At 70.0% G+C, this 15,620-nt stretch carries 15 protein-coding genes and 3 pseudogenes; 7 read left to right on the forward strand and 11 right to left on the reverse strand.

All coding sequences use genetic code 11. The features are described from left to right. Nucleotides 1–34: 34 nt before the first annotated feature. Nucleotides 35–424, forward strand: coding sequence for a sulfatase-like hydrolase/transferase (locus AS97_RS46720; RefSeq protein ID WP_247204199.1), 390 nt, complete (start codon nucleotides 35–37; stop codon nucleotides 422–424). Between the two features lie 7 nt (nucleotides 425–431). Beyond that, nucleotides 432–611 (forward strand): hypothetical protein, encoded by a 180-nt coding sequence (locus AS97_RS46725; protein ID WP_125757940.1) that lies wholly within the window; start codon nucleotides 432–434, stop codon nucleotides 609–611. A 64-nt stretch (nucleotides 612–675) separates the two neighbouring features. On the opposite strand, the gene AS97_RS01785 is transcribed toward AS97_RS46725, so the two are convergent. The 8 genes from AS97_RS01785 to AS97_RS01820 form a co-directional block, all read right to left on the reverse strand. Further along, on the reverse strand, nucleotides 676–1,473 hold the full coding sequence (locus tag AS97_RS01785; RefSeq protein ID WP_125757938.1) for an SDR family oxidoreductase: 798 nt from the start codon (nucleotides 1,471–1,473) through the stop codon (nucleotides 676–678). A gap of 5 nt (nucleotides 1,474–1,478) precedes the next feature. Then, the gene (locus AS97_RS01790; protein WP_185929843.1) at nucleotides 1,479–2,969 is read right to left on the reverse strand and encodes an aldehyde dehydrogenase family protein; all 1,491 of its coding nucleotides are present in this window, start codon (nucleotides 2,967–2,969) and stop codon (nucleotides 1,479–1,481) included. Further along, on the reverse strand, nucleotides 2,966–3,847 hold the full coding sequence (locus AS97_RS01795; protein ID WP_086707845.1) for an ATP-binding cassette domain-containing protein: 882 nt from the start codon (nucleotides 3,845–3,847) through the stop codon (nucleotides 2,966–2,968). Before AS97_RS01795 ends, AS97_RS01790 begins: the two co-directional genes overlap by 4 nt. Beyond that, nucleotides 3,840–4,925, reverse strand: coding sequence for an ABC transporter ATP-binding protein (locus AS97_RS01800; protein ID WP_210564213.1), 1,086 nt, complete (start codon nucleotides 4,923–4,925; stop codon nucleotides 3,840–3,842). Before AS97_RS01800 ends, AS97_RS01795 begins: the two co-directional genes overlap by 8 nt. Further along, entirely contained in the window at nucleotides 4,922–5,680 is a 759-nt protein-coding gene (locus tag AS97_RS01805) for an ABC transporter permease (protein ID WP_236669770.1), read from the reverse strand. The genes AS97_RS01800 and AS97_RS01805 overlap by 4 nt, the downstream gene beginning before the upstream one ends. 116 nt (nucleotides 5,681–5,796) lie before the next feature. Then, complete coding sequence (locus AS97_RS01810) at nucleotides 5,797–6,747, reverse strand: ABC transporter permease (RefSeq protein ID WP_059143971.1); 951 nt, start codon at nucleotides 6,745–6,747, stop codon at nucleotides 5,797–5,799. Between the two features lie 16 nt (nucleotides 6,748–6,763). Beyond that, nucleotides 6,764–8,278, reverse strand: a complete 1,515-nt coding sequence (locus tag AS97_RS01815; RefSeq protein ID WP_125757932.1) for an ABC transporter substrate-binding protein — start codon at nucleotides 8,276–8,278, stop codon at nucleotides 6,764–6,766. Between the two features lie 5 nt (nucleotides 8,279–8,283). After that, a complete protein-coding gene (locus AS97_RS01820; protein ID WP_210564214.1) occupies nucleotides 8,284–8,838 on the reverse strand; it encodes an isocitrate/isopropylmalate family dehydrogenase in 555 nt (184 codons plus the stop codon). A gap of 151 nt (nucleotides 8,839–8,989) precedes the next feature. Here AS97_RS01820 and AS97_RS01825 point away from each other — a divergent pair, with 151 nt between their 5' ends. The 3 genes and pseudogenes from AS97_RS01825 to AS97_RS01835 all read left to right on the forward strand — a co-directional run. Then, nucleotides 8,990–10,450 (forward strand): amidase, encoded by a 1,461-nt coding sequence (locus AS97_RS01825; protein WP_210564215.1) that lies wholly within the window; start codon nucleotides 8,990–8,992, stop codon nucleotides 10,448–10,450. Beyond that, nucleotides 10,447–11,229: a FadR/GntR family transcriptional regulator gene (locus AS97_RS01830; protein ID WP_236669769.1), complete on the forward strand. Its 783-nt coding sequence runs from the start codon at nucleotides 10,447–10,449 to the stop codon at nucleotides 11,227–11,229. The genes AS97_RS01825 and AS97_RS01830 overlap by 4 nt, the downstream gene beginning before the upstream one ends. A 50-nt stretch (nucleotides 11,230–11,279) precedes the next feature. After that, nucleotides 11,280–11,468 (forward strand): annotated as a pseudogene (locus AS97_RS01835) (2-oxo acid dehydrogenase subunit E2); the annotation flags it as partial. Between the two features lie 16 nt (nucleotides 11,469–11,484). Here the strand turns inward: AS97_RS01835 and AS97_RS01840 are convergent. Beyond that, nucleotides 11,485–12,267, reverse strand: a complete 783-nt coding sequence (locus AS97_RS01840) for a TioE family transcriptional regulator (protein ID WP_210564216.1) — start codon at nucleotides 12,265–12,267, stop codon at nucleotides 11,485–11,487. A gap of 58 nt (nucleotides 12,268–12,325) precedes the next feature. Between AS97_RS01840 and AS97_RS01845 the strand changes: the two genes are divergently transcribed. Next, nucleotides 12,326–13,528: an erythromycin esterase family protein gene (locus AS97_RS01845; protein WP_210564217.1), complete on the forward strand. Its 1,203-nt coding sequence runs from the start codon at nucleotides 12,326–12,328 to the stop codon at nucleotides 13,526–13,528. A 5-nt stretch (nucleotides 13,529–13,533) separates the two neighbouring features. On the opposite strand, the pseudogene AS97_RS01850 reads toward AS97_RS01845, so the two are convergent. Then, nucleotides 13,534–13,947 (reverse strand): annotated as a pseudogene (locus tag AS97_RS01850) (MBL fold metallo-hydrolase); the annotation flags it as partial. An 18-nt stretch (nucleotides 13,948–13,965) separates the two neighbouring features. On the opposite strand from AS97_RS01850, the pseudogene AS97_RS46730 reads away from it, so the two are divergent. Beyond that, a pseudogene (locus tag AS97_RS46730) lies at nucleotides 13,966–14,406 on the forward strand (AAA family ATPase); the annotation flags it as partial. A gap of 109 nt (nucleotides 14,407–14,515) precedes the next feature. Here AS97_RS46730 and AS97_RS01860 read toward each other — a convergent pair. Next, nucleotides 14,516–15,439, reverse strand: coding sequence for an alpha/beta hydrolase (locus AS97_RS01860; protein ID WP_086707837.1), 924 nt, complete (start codon nucleotides 15,437–15,439; stop codon nucleotides 14,516–14,518). Nucleotides 15,440–15,620: the final 181 nt, after the last annotated feature.

Consider the following 15,620-nt stretch of genomic DNA (forward strand, 5'->3'; position numbering starts at 1 on the left):
CAGTGCATCCTGTCCATGCGAAGGAGCGTCCTGGATGACCAACGCCTCTCCGCATCCGCCGTCCGCGAACGGCACTTTCCACGGCCAGATCGGCCCGACCTACGAGGATGGCACCACCACGCTGTGTTCGCCGACCCGAACCTCCCTGCTGACCGGCCGGAACCACCACTCGGTGGGCATGCGGATGCTGTCCAACTTCGACACCGGCTTCAACAGCGGCCGCGGGCGGGTTACCAAGACCTCCGCGATGCTTCCCGAGGTGTTGCGCGACAACGGCTTCAACACCATGGCCGTGAGCAAGTGGCACCTGGCGCCCATGGAGCAGACCACCGCGTCCGGGCCGTACACCCAGTGGCCGCTCTCCCGTGGGTTCGAGCGCTACTACGGATTCCTGGAAGCCGAGACGGACAGCTTCTATCCGTGAGACGGACATGCCGCACGTCCTGCCGCACTTCTTCGGATGGCAGGGCCTCGACGTCGGCCGGCACACCCTGTCGCCCTCCTCGCCCAGCTACGACGGTGAGTTCGCGTTCACCGGCAAGCTCGAGAGGGTCGTCTTCGACGTCGCGCCGGGCGAAGAGGGCACGGGGCCCTTCGAGCGCGTCGACTGACGCGCTCACGCGCGAGGGCCCGCCACCGGAGGGAACGGTGGCGGACCCTCGTAACTTTGCCCGGTCAGCTGGGCGGCGTATAACGTCCGTCGATCGCCGTCCAGCCTCCGTCCACGAAGAGCTGGCTGCCCGTCACGAAGGACGACGCCTCCGACGCCAAATAGACCACGGCGCCCGCCAGTTCGTCGGGCCGGGACCAGCGGCCCAGGGCACTCTTGGACGCGTAGGCCGCCGACCATTCCGGCACGGACCGGATCTGCGCGGTCAGCGGTGTGTCGACGACGCCCGGAGCGACGGCGTTGACCCGCACGCCCGACGGGCCCAGCTCGGCCGCCGCGGTGCGCAGCAACTGGACGAGGCCGGCCTTCGTGGCCGCGTACACGCCCTGGCCCGGCTCGACGGCCACCGAACGGATCGAGCTGAAGCCGATGATGCTCCCGCGGCCGCGTGCGGCCATGCCGCGGCCGAAGGCCCGCACCAGGTCGAAGGAGGCGCGCAGATTGAGCCCCACGACCCGGTCGAACTCGTCCGCGGTGTAGTCGAGCAGATGCTTGCGCACGTTCGTCGCGGCGGTGAAGACGAGGACGTCGACCGCGCCGAGCTCCTCGGCGGCATGCGCGACCGCCTCGCCGTCGAGCACGTCGAGGGCGTACGCCGACATCTCCTCGCCCATCGACGCCGTCTCCTCGGCGGCCTTCAGGTCACGGTCGGCGCACACCACAGTGGCGCCGTGCGCGGCGAGCGCCAGGGCGCTCTCGCGGCCGATACCGCTGCCGGCGCCCACCACGACGGCCTTGCGGCCGTCGAGCCGGAACAGACGGGAGTAGCTGTTCACCGCATCGGCGCGGTCGTTCTCTCGCATGGTCCTCACGGCTTCTTCATCGTCGGGCGGATCACTGCCATACGGGTCACGGTGAGCTCTTCGATGGCGAACCTCGGGCCCTCCCGTCCGGCCCCGGAGTCCTTCACACCGCCGTACGGCATGACATCGGAACGGAACCCGGGAACCTCGTTGACGACCACTCCGCCCACCTCCAGGCGGTCCAGAGCGGCGAACGCGGTGTCCAGGGCACTGGTGTAGACGCTCGCGTGCAGTCCGTAGCGCGAGTCGTTGACCAGGTCGAAGGCGGTCTCCAGATCGGGGACGGACCGTACGGCGACCACGGGGCCGAACACTTCCTCGTCCCAGACGGCGAGGGCGCGGTCCACATCGAGCAGCAGGGCGGGCTCGATCACGCCATCGGTGACCGAGCCTCCGGCCACCAGCGACGCCCCCGCCTCCACCGCCTCGGCCAGCCATGCGCGCACCCGCTCGGTCGACCGCTTGTCGATGAGTGCCGAGACGCGCGTCTGCGGATCGCGGGGGTCGCCCACGGCCACCTGGGCCACTCGCTCCGTCAGGCGGGCCACGAACTCCTTCCGCACGGAGTCCACCACGATGACCCGCTGCACGCTGATGCACGCCTGACCCGACGCGTAGTACCCGCCGCGCACCACCGCATCGGCGGCGGCGTCGAGGTCGGCGTCGGCGGCCACCACCAGGGCGGCGTTGGAGCCGAGTTCGAGCAGCACCTTGGTGGGTGCCGCGTCCCGGGCGATCTGGTGGCCGACGGCGGCGGAACCGGTGAAGGACACCGCTCCGATCCGGCGGTCGGTGGTCAGCGCGATGCCCACCTCGGGGCCCCCGGTCACCAGCTGCACCGCGGCCTGGGGCGCGCCGCCGGCGCGCAGGGCCTCACGGAGGAGGTGCACCAGCCACAGGGTGGCCAGCGGGGTCTGCGGGGCGGGCTTGACGATGATCGGGCAGCCGGCGGCCAGCGAAGGGGCGATCTTGTGCGCGGCGAGCAGCAGCGGATAGTTGAAGCCCGCGATGCCCACCACCACGCCAATCGGCTTGCGGGTCCAGAAGCCGAGCAGCCCCTCCCCCGACGGCAGCAGGTCCAGCGGCACCGTCTCCCCGTGCAGCCGGGCCACTTCCTCGGCCGCCGTGAGCAGGGTCAGCAGGGTGCGGTCCACCTCCACCCGGCAGTCGACCAGCGGCTTGCCGGTCTCCAGGACGAGGAGACGCTCGAAGTCCGCGCGCCGGGAGGCGAGCGCCTGGTGCGTCGCGAGGAGCGCGCCCCTGCGTACGTGCGAGGGGAGCCGGCCGACGCGCTCGCGGACCGCGAGGGCCGCGTCGACCGCGTGGCGAGCGAGGGCGGTGTCCCCGATCGGCGCCCCTGCGACGAGCGTCCCGTCGTAGGGGAAACGGACGTCCTCGGTGGCGGGTGCCTCCACCCAGGTGTCGCCGACGGGAAGACCCTCGGGAAACTCCTTCGCCACGGGGCTTTCGCCGAGGGGTTCGGCATGGGTCGTCACGGTTGGTACTCCCGGTTGAGGTCGGCCGCCGACACCCCGGACAGTGCCTTGCCCAGAGTCGGAACGGCGGAGATCAGCGCGCGTGTGTAGGAATGTTGCGGATCCTCGTACACCTGCTCCGTGACCCCGGTCTCCACGATCTGCCCGTTGTGCATGACCGCGACCCGGTCGCACACATGGCGGACCACGGACAGGTCGTGGGAGACGAAGACCAGCGTGAGGTTCAACTCGTCGACGAGGTCGGCGATGAGGTTGAGCACCTGGGCCCGTACGGACACGTCCAGGGCGCTCACCGGCTCATCGGCCACGATGATCTTCGGGTGGGGGGCCAGAGCGCGTGCGATCGAGATGCGCTGCCGCTGGCCGCCGGAGAACTGGTGCGGATACCGGTCCGCCGCGTCGGCGCGCAGGCCGACGGCCTCGAGCAATTCGGCCACCCGCTCCCGCCGGTTCCCGTGCCCCTGCGCGACGAGTGGCTCGGCCACGATGTCGCCGACCCGCATGCGCGGGTCCAGTGAACTCATCGGGTCCTGGAACACGAGTTGGAGCCGCTCGCGGACGAACCGGAGCTGTCTCTCCCGGAGCCCGGTGATGTCCCGGCCGTCGATCGCGACGCTGCCGCTGGTGGGGCGGTCGAGCCCGGCCAGAATCCGCAGCAGGGTCGACTTGCCGCACCCCGACTCGCCCACGATGCCGAACCGTTGCCCCGCGGGGACGGCGAAGCTGACGCCGCGCAGCGCGTGCACCGGCGGGCTGGGGTGGCGCAGCGAGGTACGAGGCCGCCGGTAGTCGCGGGTGACGTCGCGGACGCTGATGGCATCCGCCGGGCCGGTCCGCCGCCCGGGGGCTTGGGGGTCGCTGGTCGGCTGCTCAGCCATGGCCGGCCTCCTGGTTGGTGGGGGTGCCGGTTCCGGGGGTGCCGCTCTCGGACACCGGGTGGAAGCAGGCGTAGCCGGAGTCCGGCCCGGTCGCGACCCATTCCGGCCGGGTGGCGCACACCTCGGTCGCCTGGGCGCATCTGTTCCTGAAGACGCATCCGGCGGGGAACTGTCCCGCGGGCGGAACCGACCCGCCGATGGTGACCAGCCGGCCGCGGTCGTCGACCACGGTCAGGTCGGAGGCGCCGATCAGGCCCTGGGTGTAGCGGTGCCGGGGGCGGGTGAACACCTCCCGGACCGGGCCGGACTCGACCACCCGCCCGCCGTACATGACCATGACCCGCTCGCAGGCGGTGGCCACCACGGCCAGGTCGTGGGTGATGAAGAGCATGGCCGACCTGCGGTCCTTTACGCCCCGCACGATCAGGTCGAGCACCCGCGCCTGCACCGTGACATCGAGTGCGGTGGTGGGTTCGTCGCAGACCAGGAGTGCGGGATCGTTCGCGAGGGCGATGGCCAGCACCACGCGCTGTCGCTGGCCTCCGGAGAACTGGTGCGGGTAGGCTTCGGCGGCGACCGCGGGATCGGGAAGTCCCACCTGGTCGAGGAGTTCGACGGCGGCGGCGCGAGCGGACGCCCGGTCGGGCCTGGTCCGGTGGATCAGCAGTACCTCGGCGATCTGCCGCCCGATCTTCATCGTGGGGTTCAGAGCGGTCATGGGCTCCTGGAAGACCATGGCGATCTCCTTGCCCCGCACCCGGGACATCCGCGCCTCGTCGGCCCCCACCAGGTCGTGGCCGACTCCGGCGAGCCGCACCGAACCCGTGGCCCGGAGCTCCTCGGGAAGCAGGCCCATCACGCTCAGCGCGGTCAGCGACTTGCCCGACCCCGACTCGCCGATCAGGCCGACCCGTTCGCCCGCCCGGATGGTGAAGTCGACGTCTTCGACGAGCTTGCGGCCGCCCACCACGACGTCCAGATTCCGCACGGTCAGCACATCGTCGGGAGAGCCGGGAGAGTCGGGAGAGCCGGCGGAGCCCGCTGCGGAGGCCGGTGCCGTGTCAGGTGCCGGGGTCATCGGCGATCCTCCATCTTGGGGTCGAAGCGGTCGCGCAAGCCGTCACCGAGCAGATTGAATCCGAGTACCGCCACCGCGATCGCGATGCCCGGGAACACGGCGAGCCGGGGGGCGATCGACAGCATCTCCTGGCTCTCCTGCAGCATCCGGCCCCAGGACGGTGTGGGGGGCGGGGTTCCGAAGCCCAGGAAGGACAGCGCGGCTTCGGCGAGTACGGCGATGGCGAAGCCCACCGACGCCTGCACGATGACCAGACCGCTGACGTTGGGCAGGACATGCCGCACGGCGATCGCGAACGGCCCGCGGCCCGCCGCGCGCGCGGCGACGACGTATTCGGTCCGCATGACCTGCAGCGTGCCGCCGCGGATCAGCCTGGCGAAATGGGGGATGGACGCGATGCCGATGGCGACCATCGCTACCAGCGTGCCGGCGCCGTACACGGCGGAGAACATGATGGTCAGCAGGAGCGCCGGGAAGGCGAGAATCAGATCGTTGCCGCGCATGAGCAGCTCGCCGAACCAGCCGGGCGCCATTCCGGCGACGATGCCGAGGGGCACTCCGACCAGGGCGGCGACTCCCACCGCCACGAAGCCGACGAAGAGTGTGGTGCGCGAGCCCATCATGATCTGGCTGAACACGTCGCGGCCGAATTTGTCCGTGCCGAACCAGTATTCCGACGACGGCGTCTCCAGCCGCGCCGCGGGGTTCACCAGGGTCGGATCGTGCGGGGTCCACACGAAGGACAGCAGCGCCATGCCGAGTACGGCCACGACGATGAGAGCGCCCACCAGGAGGCTGCCCGGCACCGGGCGGCGCCGCCGACGGCCCTCGGGCGCCACGGACACGACCGCGGCTTCGGTGTTCGGAGCACTCATGACGCACCCACCCTCAGCCGCGGGTCGATCAGCAGATAGATGATGTCCACCAGGAAGTTCACGAGCAGCACCGCCGTTGCGATGATCATGACCACGTCCTGCACCAGGATGAGGTCGCGGTTGGAGACGCTGTCCAGCAGCAGACTCCCGAGCCCGGGGATGACGAAGACCCGTTCGATGACGACGGCACCCACCAGCAGCGTGGCGAGTTGCAGCGCCAGGACGGTGACCACCGGCACCGCCGCGTTCCGCAGGCCGTGCCGCAGCAGCGCCTGCGTCGGACGGAGTCCCTTGGCACGAGCGGTGCGCAGATAGTCCTCCCTGAGGACATCGAGCACGGCGCTGCGGACATAGCGGGTGAGCACTGCCCCCTGCACCACGCCGAGGGACAGCGCGGGCAGCACCAGCTGTTTGAGGAACAGGACCGGATCCTCCACCGGAGGTGTCCAGCCGTTCGCCGGCAGCCACCCGAGCCCCACCGCGAACACGGTGATCAGGAGGATGCCCGCGAGGAAGGCCGGGACGGCCACGCCGATCTGGGACAGGGCCGAGAGGATGAGCCCGGACGGCCTGCGGTGCCGCACGGCCATGACCATGCCCATGGGGATCGCCACGATGCAGGCGATCACCATCCCGGTGCCGACGAGCCACAGGGTGACCTGGAGGCGGTCGGAGATCTGCGGGCCGATCGGCGCGTGTGAGATGTAGGAGTTGCCCGGGTCGAAGGTCACCAGTCCGTGGATCCAGCTCAGGTACTGCTCCACGAGCGGCCGGTCGAGCCCGAACTGCTCGCGCAGTTGCGCCACCGCGGTGTCCGAGGCGCTGGTGCCCAGTGCGACGCGGGCCGGGTCCCCCGGCAGAACCGCCATGAACGCGAACACCAGCACGGAGCTCACGGCAAGGCTGGCCAGGAGGATCGCGATCCGCTGCGTCAGACGGACGATCATGGGTTGAGGCCGCCTTTCATGACCGGCCCAGGCCGGTGAGATCCAGTGACTCGGAGACGGTGTTCACCGGCAGGCCGGTGATGTCCTCGTTCGCCACCATCAGGTTCGGGAGCAGGAACAGCCAGTCGGCCGCGGCGTCCTTGGACAGCAGCCGGGCAGCCGCCCGCATGGAGGTGATCTGCTCCTGCTGGGTGCCCTGGTCCGCCTTCTTCAGCAGCGCGCGGAATTCAGGGCTGTCGTAGCGGGTGTAGGAGGTCTTGCTCCCGAACACCGCCTGCATGTCGCGGGGTTCCACATGGCTGATGATGGACATGTCGTAGTCGGCGTTCTTGAACACGGTGGTCAGCCAGGCGGCGGGGAACTCCAGTTGGTCGAGCTTGACCTTGAACCCGGCCTGTTCGAGCTGGCTCTTGACCACGGTGCCGCACGCGGTGGCATAGGGCAGCGTAGGAAGCCGCAGCCGCAGCGTACGGCCGGCCTGGCCGGACTCCTCGAGGAGCTTCTTGGCCTTGCCGCGGTTGTACGGATACGCGTTCGTGAGGTTCTGGTACCACGGGTCGGTCGGCGGGACCATGCTGCCGATGAGCTTGCCGCGGCCCGCCCAGCAGGTGTCCATCAGGGCTTTGTGGTCGATGGCGTAGCGGACTGCCTGGCGTACCTTCGGATTCTTCAGCGGGCCCGAGCCGTTGTTGAGGGAGAGGACCACCTCGCCGTTGGTCGTGCCCTCGATGACCTTGTACTTCGGGTTGTTCGCGAACCGGTACAGGGAATCCGGGGACTGCATCGTGCCGATCACATTGATGGTGCCCGTGAGCAGCGCGTTGTTCATGGCCGTCGGGTCCTTGAAGTACTTGAGGGTGACCGACGCGAAGTGCGGCTTGCGCCCCCGGTAGCCATCACGACGGGCCAGCGTGATGGAGTCGCCGCGGTTCCACTTCTTCACCACATACGGGCCGGTGCCCACCGGCTCGGTGGCCAGCTTGTCCACACCGGTCCTGCTGAACATCGCGCCGACGCGGGTGGTCATCCGGTACAGCCAGTCGTTGCTCGGCCGCTTCAGGGTGACCTTCAGTTCGGTGGGCGACACCGCCCGCGCCGTATCGACGACGTCCATCTGGGCCTTCTGCGCGATCGTCCAGTCGGACTTGACGCGTCCGATGGAGAACGCCGCGTCCTTGGCCGTGAAGGGTGCGCCATTGCTGAACCTGGCGTTCTTCACCAGGTGGAACGTGTACGTCTCGCGGTCCTTGGACAGGGTCCACGACGTGGCCAGTTGCGGCCGTATCTTCCCGGATTGGTCCAGCTTCACCAGGTTCTCGTAGACGTTGTTGAGCAATGCCTGCGAAATGGCGGCACCTTCGGTCTTGGTGAAGTCGAAGTTGGCCGGCTCGGCGGTGAGGCCGATGTTCAGGGCGTTCTTCCCGGTGCCGCCGGATGCCGTGGACCCGGCCGAGCAGCCTGCCAGCAGCAGGCATGCGAGCGTGGCCGCGAGGGTCCCGGTCCCCCGCACCGGCCGCCTGGTATCTCTCATATGCTCTACCCCTGGCTTTCCATGGTGTGCAGGACGGCGGATGGCACCTCCGCCGTGGTGGCGTTGCCGCCGAGGTCGGCCGTGTGGTGCCGGGCGTCGTGCAAGGTGGCCGCCACCGCATCGCGGACGCGGCGAGCCGCACCGACGTCGCCCTCGGTGTTCTCGCGCACGATCACCAGGTCCACGCCATCGGTGTCGCGCACCTTGCTGGGAACGCCGGGGAACGCGCGCACCGGGCGGAGGTTCACGGCGAGGTCGAGCTGCTGCCGCAGGCCGATGATCAGGCCCCGGACCAGTTCGTGCTCCGGCACATCGGGACGTCCGCCGGCGCCGAACAGCACGGCGTCCGCCCTCTTGACGAGGTCGGCCGCATCGGCCGGCATCGCCGCGCCCTCCCGGAGGTACCGCTCGCCTCCCCAGTCGTACGAGGTCACATCCAGCCGGTGGCCTTCGGCCTCCAGCGCGGTCCGGAGCGTGGGCACGGTCGCCGCGACCACCTCGGGGCCGATCCCGTCACCCGGTATGACGGCGAGCCGCACGACCTCGGAGTCCCGCGTCATGGACGACACCTTTCGCTGTGACTGGCCTGACCAGTAAGCTCATTTGCCAGGTACCGTGACGACTGAAACTGCTCTTGTCAAGGGTTCGAATTTCCCAGGTATCGCCAGGGAGGCGCCTCCCAGCGGTAGCTGGGGGAGAAGGAGACTGCGGGTGCTCACGGAACAAGACCTGGCCACCATGCCGGCCGTCGAGATGGTGGCCCGATTCGCTGACCGCACGTTGTCGCCGGTCCAGGTCCACGACGCCGTCCAGTCGGTCATCGAGGCGCGCGAGAGTGTGCTCAACGCGTTCTGGGTGCGGGATCCGGACGAGTCCCGCAAGGCGGCCCAGGCCAGTGAGGCCCGATGGACGGCGGGGGAACCGCTCGGGCCCATCGACGGTGTGCCCGTGACGCTGAAGGAGAACATCGCCCGCAGGGGCGTCCCCATGCCCTCGGGCAACGCGGGGACCGATCCGGTCGTCCCCGAAGCGGACGCGCCCATCACCGCGCGGGTCCTCGAATCCGGCGGGGTGATCCTCGGGTCGACCGTGATGCCTGACTGGGGCATGCTCTCCTCGGGGGTCTCCAGCCGGCACGGCATTTCGCGCAGCCCCTGGAACGCCGCCTGGACCACGGGCGGTTCCAGTTCCGGTGCGGGGGCCGCGGCCGCCGGGGGGTACGGTCCGCTCCACGTGGGCACCGACATCGGGGGATCGATCCGGCTGCCGGGCACCTGGCTGGGGCTCGCCACGCTCAAGCCCAGCTACGGGAGGATCCCGCTGGACGCCCCGTATCTGGGGCGCGCCGCCGGGCCCATGACGCGCACCGTGGCGGACGCGGCCCTGTTCATGGGTGTCCTGAGCAAACCGGATCCCCGGGACTGGACAAGCCTGCCGCCACAGGACATCGACTGGTCGGCACCGACCGGCGAGGTACGCGGACTGCGGGTGGGGGTGCACCTGGACGCCGGCTGCGGAGAGCCGTGCGACGCCGAGATCCTCGCCGCGGTGAACCGCGCGGCCGCGGTCTTCGAGGCGGCGGGAGCCGTCGTGGAGCCCGTCGAGCCGTTTATGCGCCAGGACCTCCTGGACGACCTGGATCTGTTCTGGCGGGTGCGGTCCTGGAACGACTTCCGCGCGCTGGCGCCCGAGGCCGGGCTGCGCGTGCACCCCCACATCATCAGGTGGTGCCAGGGGGGCGCGGACGTACCGGGCACGCGGGTGCTCGAGTGCTACCAGCAGATCATGCGCCTCCAGGCGCGGACCGTGGCGGCGACGGACCCGTACGATCTGGTGCTCTCGCCGGTGGCTCCGGTGGCGGCGTTTCCCGCCGAGCAGCCGATGCCGTTCACGGGGGACGCGAAGACCATGGCCCACATCGGCTTCACCGCGCCGTACAACATGTCGGGGCAGCCCGCGGCGACCGTCAACTGCGGCTTTACGGCGGACCATCGGCCCGTCGGGGTGCAGATCGCAGGCCGCCGCTTCGACGATCTCGGCGTCTTGAGGGCGGCGGCGTGGTACGAACGGAACCGGCCCGCCGACGCGGTCCCGGACTGGCCGGACAGCGCCCCCGGTACGTCCGCCGGGGAGAAGACGACATGTACCACGCTCGAAGGGAAGCGGCCGTGAGTGACGGTGCACAGTTTCGGCAGGTCTCACCGGTACGGCTCTACCAGCGCATCGTCGAGCAGATCGAGCAGGCGATCACGCGAGGGGACCTGAAGCCCGGTCAGCGGCTGCCGAGCGAACGAGAGTTGGTGACGCAGTTCGGGGCGAGCCGGCCCACGGTGCGGGAGGCCCTGCGGGTGCTGGAGAGCAACGGCCTCGTCCGCTCGCGCCCGGGTGATCCGAACGGCCCGGAGATCCTGCCGTTCTCGCCGGCCGGCCTGACCAAGGAGATGACCCGGCTCGTCCAGTTCGACAACGTGTCCATGGCCGAGTTGATCTCGTTCCGCATGATCCTCGACGGGTCGGCGAGCCTGCTGGCGGCTCGGCTGCGGTCCGAGGAGGAGCTGTCCGCCATGGAACGGACGCTCGCCGTCATGTCGGACGCGATCGAGGCGGGCTACGAGGAGTTCAGCAAGGCGGACGTCGCATTCCACGAGGCGGTGGCCGTGGCCAGCCGCAACTCCCTGATCGAGGTCTGCAATCAGGTGGTCCGGGGCGCTGTCCTCTCGCTGATCTCGGGCAAGGTCGCCCACGCGCGCAACAGCACCGCGCTCATGCGGAAGTCGCTCCACCACCACCAGGAAGTGCTCGAGGCGATCCGGGTACGGGACGGCCAGGCGGCAGCACGCATCTCGCGGCGCACACTCTACGACTACTACGCCGGCTACGTCCCCGAGGACGAACAGGGGCCACTGCTCGCGCTCGTGGACGACGAGGAGACGTCAACCACTCTGCCGTAGACGATCGAGAGGGGATCGGTGTGCTCGCCGGTGGCGAGCACCCGTGACCCGTGACCCGTGACCCGTGTGCGGCATGCGGCATGCGGCGGCGAACACCGTGGGAACACAAGGGACGCGTACGGCTGCGCGACGCCGCGACCCTCGCCTTGTCGTTCGACCACCGCCTCGTCGACGGCGAGCTCGGTTCACTCGTCCTGCGCGACATCGCCCGGTTCCTCGAGCGGCCCGAGCTGATGGTTCTCCACCAGTGGCCTTTCAGTTGTCGGGGATGGCTCCGAGGAGTCCGCTTCCGCGCTCGCGCAGGTACGCCTCCAGCTCCGCGGCCCCGGTCAGCATCGCCCGCCCGCGGGCGGACAGCCGACCGTGCCAGTCGCACAGGGTGGCCTGCAGCGGCTCCAGCCCGCCGGCCGCCCGCACCTGGGCGATCAGCGGAGCGATCTGCTCCAACAGGTAGCCGCCGCGCCGGAGTTGGTGGGCCAGCCGGGCGTCCCGTACGGCGGCCTCGTCGTAGACACGGTAGCCGGTCAGCGGGTCGCGGCGCGGGCGCACCAGCCCGGAGCGCTCCCATTTGCGCAGCGTCGCGGGCCCGATGCCGAGCTTTTCCGCCAGCGGCCCGATGAACGTGCCGCCGGGCCCGGACACCACCGCCGCCGACCCGGATCTCACATCGGGTCCGGGAGCCGGGGTGTGCTCCAGGTCGCGGAGAGCGGTCTCCACGGCCTGGAGGGTCCGGCGGTCGTCGAGGAGCTGGGCGTGGCTCTCGTCGATGAGGCGGCACGCCTCCTCGATCGAGCCCTGGTTCACGGCCCGCATGATCGACGTTGCCGTCTGGTGGCCGTGTCCTGGCACCAGGGCGAGGAACGCACGCAGGGCCGCCGCGTGCAGCGAGGTATAGGTGCGGTATCCGTGCGGTGTGCGACCGGCAGCCGGAAGGATGCCAGTCTCCTCGTAGTTCCTGACCGCCTGCGTGGACAGACCGTGTGCGCGCGCCAGATCAACCGGCCTGAGCCGTTCGCCGTTTTGAAGGTTTCGTCCCATGGCCCTGCCGATATCGCGAAGAAGTTTCAACCGAAGGTTCAACGATACCGTTGAAGGCATGGCTACCGACATCAAGAACACCGCCCATGCCGTCGAGGCCACCGCCGTCATGAGGCTGCTTCCGGCCCGGCCGCGACTGCTCGCCCTGGGCGAGCCCACCCACGGCGAGGACACTCTGCTCGACCTGCGCAACGAGCTCTTCCGGCAGCTCGTCGAGCAGGAGGGCTACCGGACGATCGCGATCGAGAGCGACTGCATGATGGGCCTGGTCGTGGACGACTACGTCACCTCGGGCACCGGCACGCTCGACGAGGTCATGGAGCGCGGATTCAGCCACGGCTGGGGCACCTCCGCGGCCAACCGCGAACTCGTGCGCTGGATGCGCGCCTACAACGACGGCAGGCCCGCGTCCGAGCGGCTCCGCTTCGCCGGTTTCGACGGCCCGCTGGAGATCACCGGCGCCGCGAGCCCCCGGCAGGCCCTCACCGCACTCCATGGCTACCTCGCGGGCCGAGTGGACACGGAGGTGCTCCCCTGCACCGGGGAAACGCTCGACCGCCTGCTCGGCGCCGACGACCGGTGGACCAACCCCGCGGCGATGATGGACCCGTCCCAGTCCGTGGGGCGGTCGGCCGGGGCCCGGGAGTTGCGACTGCTCGCCGACGATCTGGTGGCCCTGCTCGACACACAGACACCGCACCTGCTCGTGGCGGGCTCGCGGGACGACTGGGACCGGGCGCGCCGGTACGGGCGCACCGCCACCGGTCTGCTGCGCTACCACCACTGGATGGCCGACACCTCACCGGCCCGCATGACCTGGCTGGTGAGCCTGCGGGACCAGATGATGGCCCACAACCTCCTCGCGCTCGCGGAACGGGGCCCGGCCTTGGTCCACGCCCACAACGGCCATCTCCAGCGGGCGAAGAGCACGATGCGGATGGGCGGGATGCCGCTGGAGTGGTGGAGCGCCGGTGCGCTGGTGAGTGCCCAACTCGGCGCGGAGTACGCCTTCGTGGCCACGTCCCTGGGCACGATCCGGCACCAGGGAGTGGACACTCCGCCGCCCGACACCGTCGAAGGGCTCCTGTACGCGCTCCCGGGGGACCGCTGCGTCATCGATGCCCCGCGGCTGGCCACCGCCCTCGGCGAGAGGCTGCCCGCGCACCGCGTATCCCCCTGGTTCGGCTACTCCCCCCTTGACCCGGCCCAGCTGGCCGACATTGACGGCATCGTGTTCGTCAAGGACGTCGCGCAGAGCTGACCGCTCTACTTCTCCGGGCTGAATGTGGCCCAGGGGCCGAGAGCGAAACCATCGCTCTCGCGTCGGACTTCCAGGGCACCCGCACCGCCGAAGTGTGCCGGGACGAGCAACTCTCGTTCATCGGCTGCCCTCCCGAGAATCCGGCGGCGACTGGCCACCGCTTGTTCCGGAGCCAGGCAGGCGTCGCTGTTGCAGCAGGGCTGGAGAATCTGCACCGGGCTGTGCAGCAGATCTCCGACGAAAACCGCCCGGTCGCTCCCGGAGGCGAGGCGCAGCACGGACGAACCGGGAGTGTGGCCAGGCGCGGACTCCAGGGTGAGGTGTTCGTCAATGCGGTGCAAACCATCCCAGAGCACGGCCTGTCCGGCCCGGTGGATGGGAGCGATGCTGTCTTCGTAGGTCAGGCGGTCGACCTCCTGCCGACAGTTCCCCTGCGCGCGCCGGGGAGGATGTTCGGTCCCATCGACGTCGCCGCGCCGGCCCGGGGTGAGTACCGCCAGGTCTACGACGGCCGCGCCACGACCGCGCATGCCGCATTCATCGACGAGATTTTCAAGTGCTCCACAGCGGCGCTGAACGAGACGCTCGGCTACTCAACGAGCGGATCTACCACCCCGAGAGCGGCGGCGAGCCGATCCGCTGCCCGTTGATCGGGGCCATCACGGCGAGCAATGAACTGCCCAGCGGCGAGGATTCGGCCGCGATCTACGGCCGACGGCTGGTGCGCATCGAGGTCGGGTATCTGGAAGACCCCCTCGAACTTCGCCGCGCTGGTCCGCTCCGCCGTCAGCCGCCCGGCGGCACCGGCCCGGACCACGGTCGAGCTGGCCGCGTTGCGGCACGCCGTGACCGAAGCCGTCCCGGCCGTGGATGTGCCGAGCGTGACGCCGGCCAGCTCCCCGGTGGCGTTCTCCACCTTGCGGGCGCGCTCACCGGCGTCCATGCGGCCGCCGACCTTTTCCGCGTGATCTGACCCGGTCTTGGAATTCACTGCTGACCGAGGTGCTCGCTGAAGAAGCCGGCGAGCTTCTCGATGGCGGGGTCCACATGCTGCTTCTTGTCGTAGAGGTCGACATGGCTCGCGCCGTTGATCCAGTGGACCTCCTTGGGTCCTATCGCCCGCTGGAACGCTTCGACGCTCATCCAGGAGGTGACGGCGCGGGTGCCGACGATCATGAGCAGAGGCCGTTGCCCGATCAGCGGGATCGGGCTGAAGGCATCGAAGGTTGCCATCTTGTCGATGCTGGTCCAGGTGAAGAAGCGCGCCGAGCGGGCATGCCCGGCTCGCGGAGTGCGGTAGTAGTCGAAGCCCTCGGCGCCGTGTTCTCCGCCGAGCGCGCGGGCCTGCTCGGCGGTGTCGGGGAAGAGGGTCAGCACCGGCGGCACCTGACCACGAGCCTCGGTGGTGCGTGCCTGAGCCGCGGCAGCCAGCATGCCCTGGAACACGGACGGGTCCTGGGTTCCGTCCGCTCCCAGGCGGAACTGGCGGGCGATGTCGACGGCGCTGACCGTGGCGACGGCCTTGATGCGGTGATCGCTCGCGGTGGCGGGCAGTACGTAGCCACCAAAGGCGCAGATGCCGAGTGCGCCGATGCGCTCCGCGTCGATGTCGCCGCGGGTGGTGAGGTAGGAGACGGCCGCCTTGAGGTCCTCGACGCGGTGGAGGGGATCCTCCAGCCCGCGCGGTTCACCGCCGCTCTCGCCCTGGTGGGCCGCGTCGAAGGCGAGCGTGGCAAAGCCCCTCTCGGCCAGGCGTCGCGCGTACAGTCCCGCGGCCTGCTCCTTCACACCGCTGCCGGGGTGGCCGACGACGATCGCCGGGCGCGGGCCCGGTGCCGGGGTGTCGGGAAGGTAGAGGTGGCCGGCGAGCGGGATGCGGACACTGTCGAAGGTGACGTTGGTCTTCGCCACGGGATGCTCCCTGAGTGTTGTCTCGACGGGGCCGCACCCCTGCGGTGGGCTCCGCGCCCGGCACGCCGCCGGGCACGTGTCCACCCTCGGCCCGGTTCCGAGCACGCGAAAGGGGCACGTTCTTGGCTGGGCAGAATCCTGCCCCCTCACCACCTGCGTCGCTCACGCGAGAATGGGGAGC

Source organism: Streptomyces sp. AgN23 (assembly GCF_001598115.1).
GTDB classification, from domain to species: domain Bacteria; phylum Actinomycetota; class Actinomycetes; order Streptomycetales; family Streptomycetaceae; genus Streptomyces; species Streptomyces antimycoticus.

Coding starts and splice junctions, on each gene's coding strand:
- AS97_RS46720 (WP_247204199.1), top strand. CDS start 35: ATGACCAACGCCTCTCCGCATCCGCCGTCCGCGAACGGCACTTTCCAC.
- AS97_RS46725 (WP_125757940.1), top strand. CDS start 432: ATGCCGCACGTCCTGCCGCACTTCTTCGGATGGCAGGGCCTCGACGTC.
- AS97_RS01785 (WP_125757938.1), bottom strand. CDS start 1,473: ATGCGAGAGAACGACCGCGCCGATGCGGTGAACAGCTACTCCCGTCTG.
- AS97_RS01795 (WP_086707845.1), bottom strand. CDS start 3,847: ATGGCTGAGCAGCCGACCAGCGACCCCCAAGCCCCCGGGCGGCGGACC.
- AS97_RS01800 (WP_210564213.1), bottom strand. CDS start 4,925: ATGACCCCGGCACCTGACACGGCACCGGCCTCCGCAGCGGGCTCCGCC.
- AS97_RS01805 (WP_236669770.1), bottom strand. CDS start 5,680: ATGGCGCTGCTGTCCTTCGTGTGGACCCCGCACGATCCGACCCTGGTG.
- AS97_RS01810 (WP_059143971.1), bottom strand. CDS start 6,747: ATGATCGTCCGTCTGACGCAGCGGATCGCGATCCTCCTGGCCAGCCTT.
- AS97_RS01815 (WP_125757932.1), bottom strand. CDS start 8,278: ATGAGAGATACCAGGCGGCCGGTGCGGGGGACCGGGACCCTCGCGGCC.
- AS97_RS01820 (WP_210564214.1), bottom strand. CDS start 8,838: ATGACGCGGGACTCCGAGGTCGTGCGGCTCGCCGTCATACCGGGTGAC.
- AS97_RS01840 (WP_210564216.1), bottom strand. CDS start 12,267: ATGGGACGAAACCTTCAAAACGGCGAACGGCTCAGGCCGGTTGATCTG.
- AS97_RS01845 (WP_210564217.1), top strand. CDS start 12,326: ATGGCTACCGACATCAAGAACACCGCCCATGCCGTCGAGGCCACCGCC.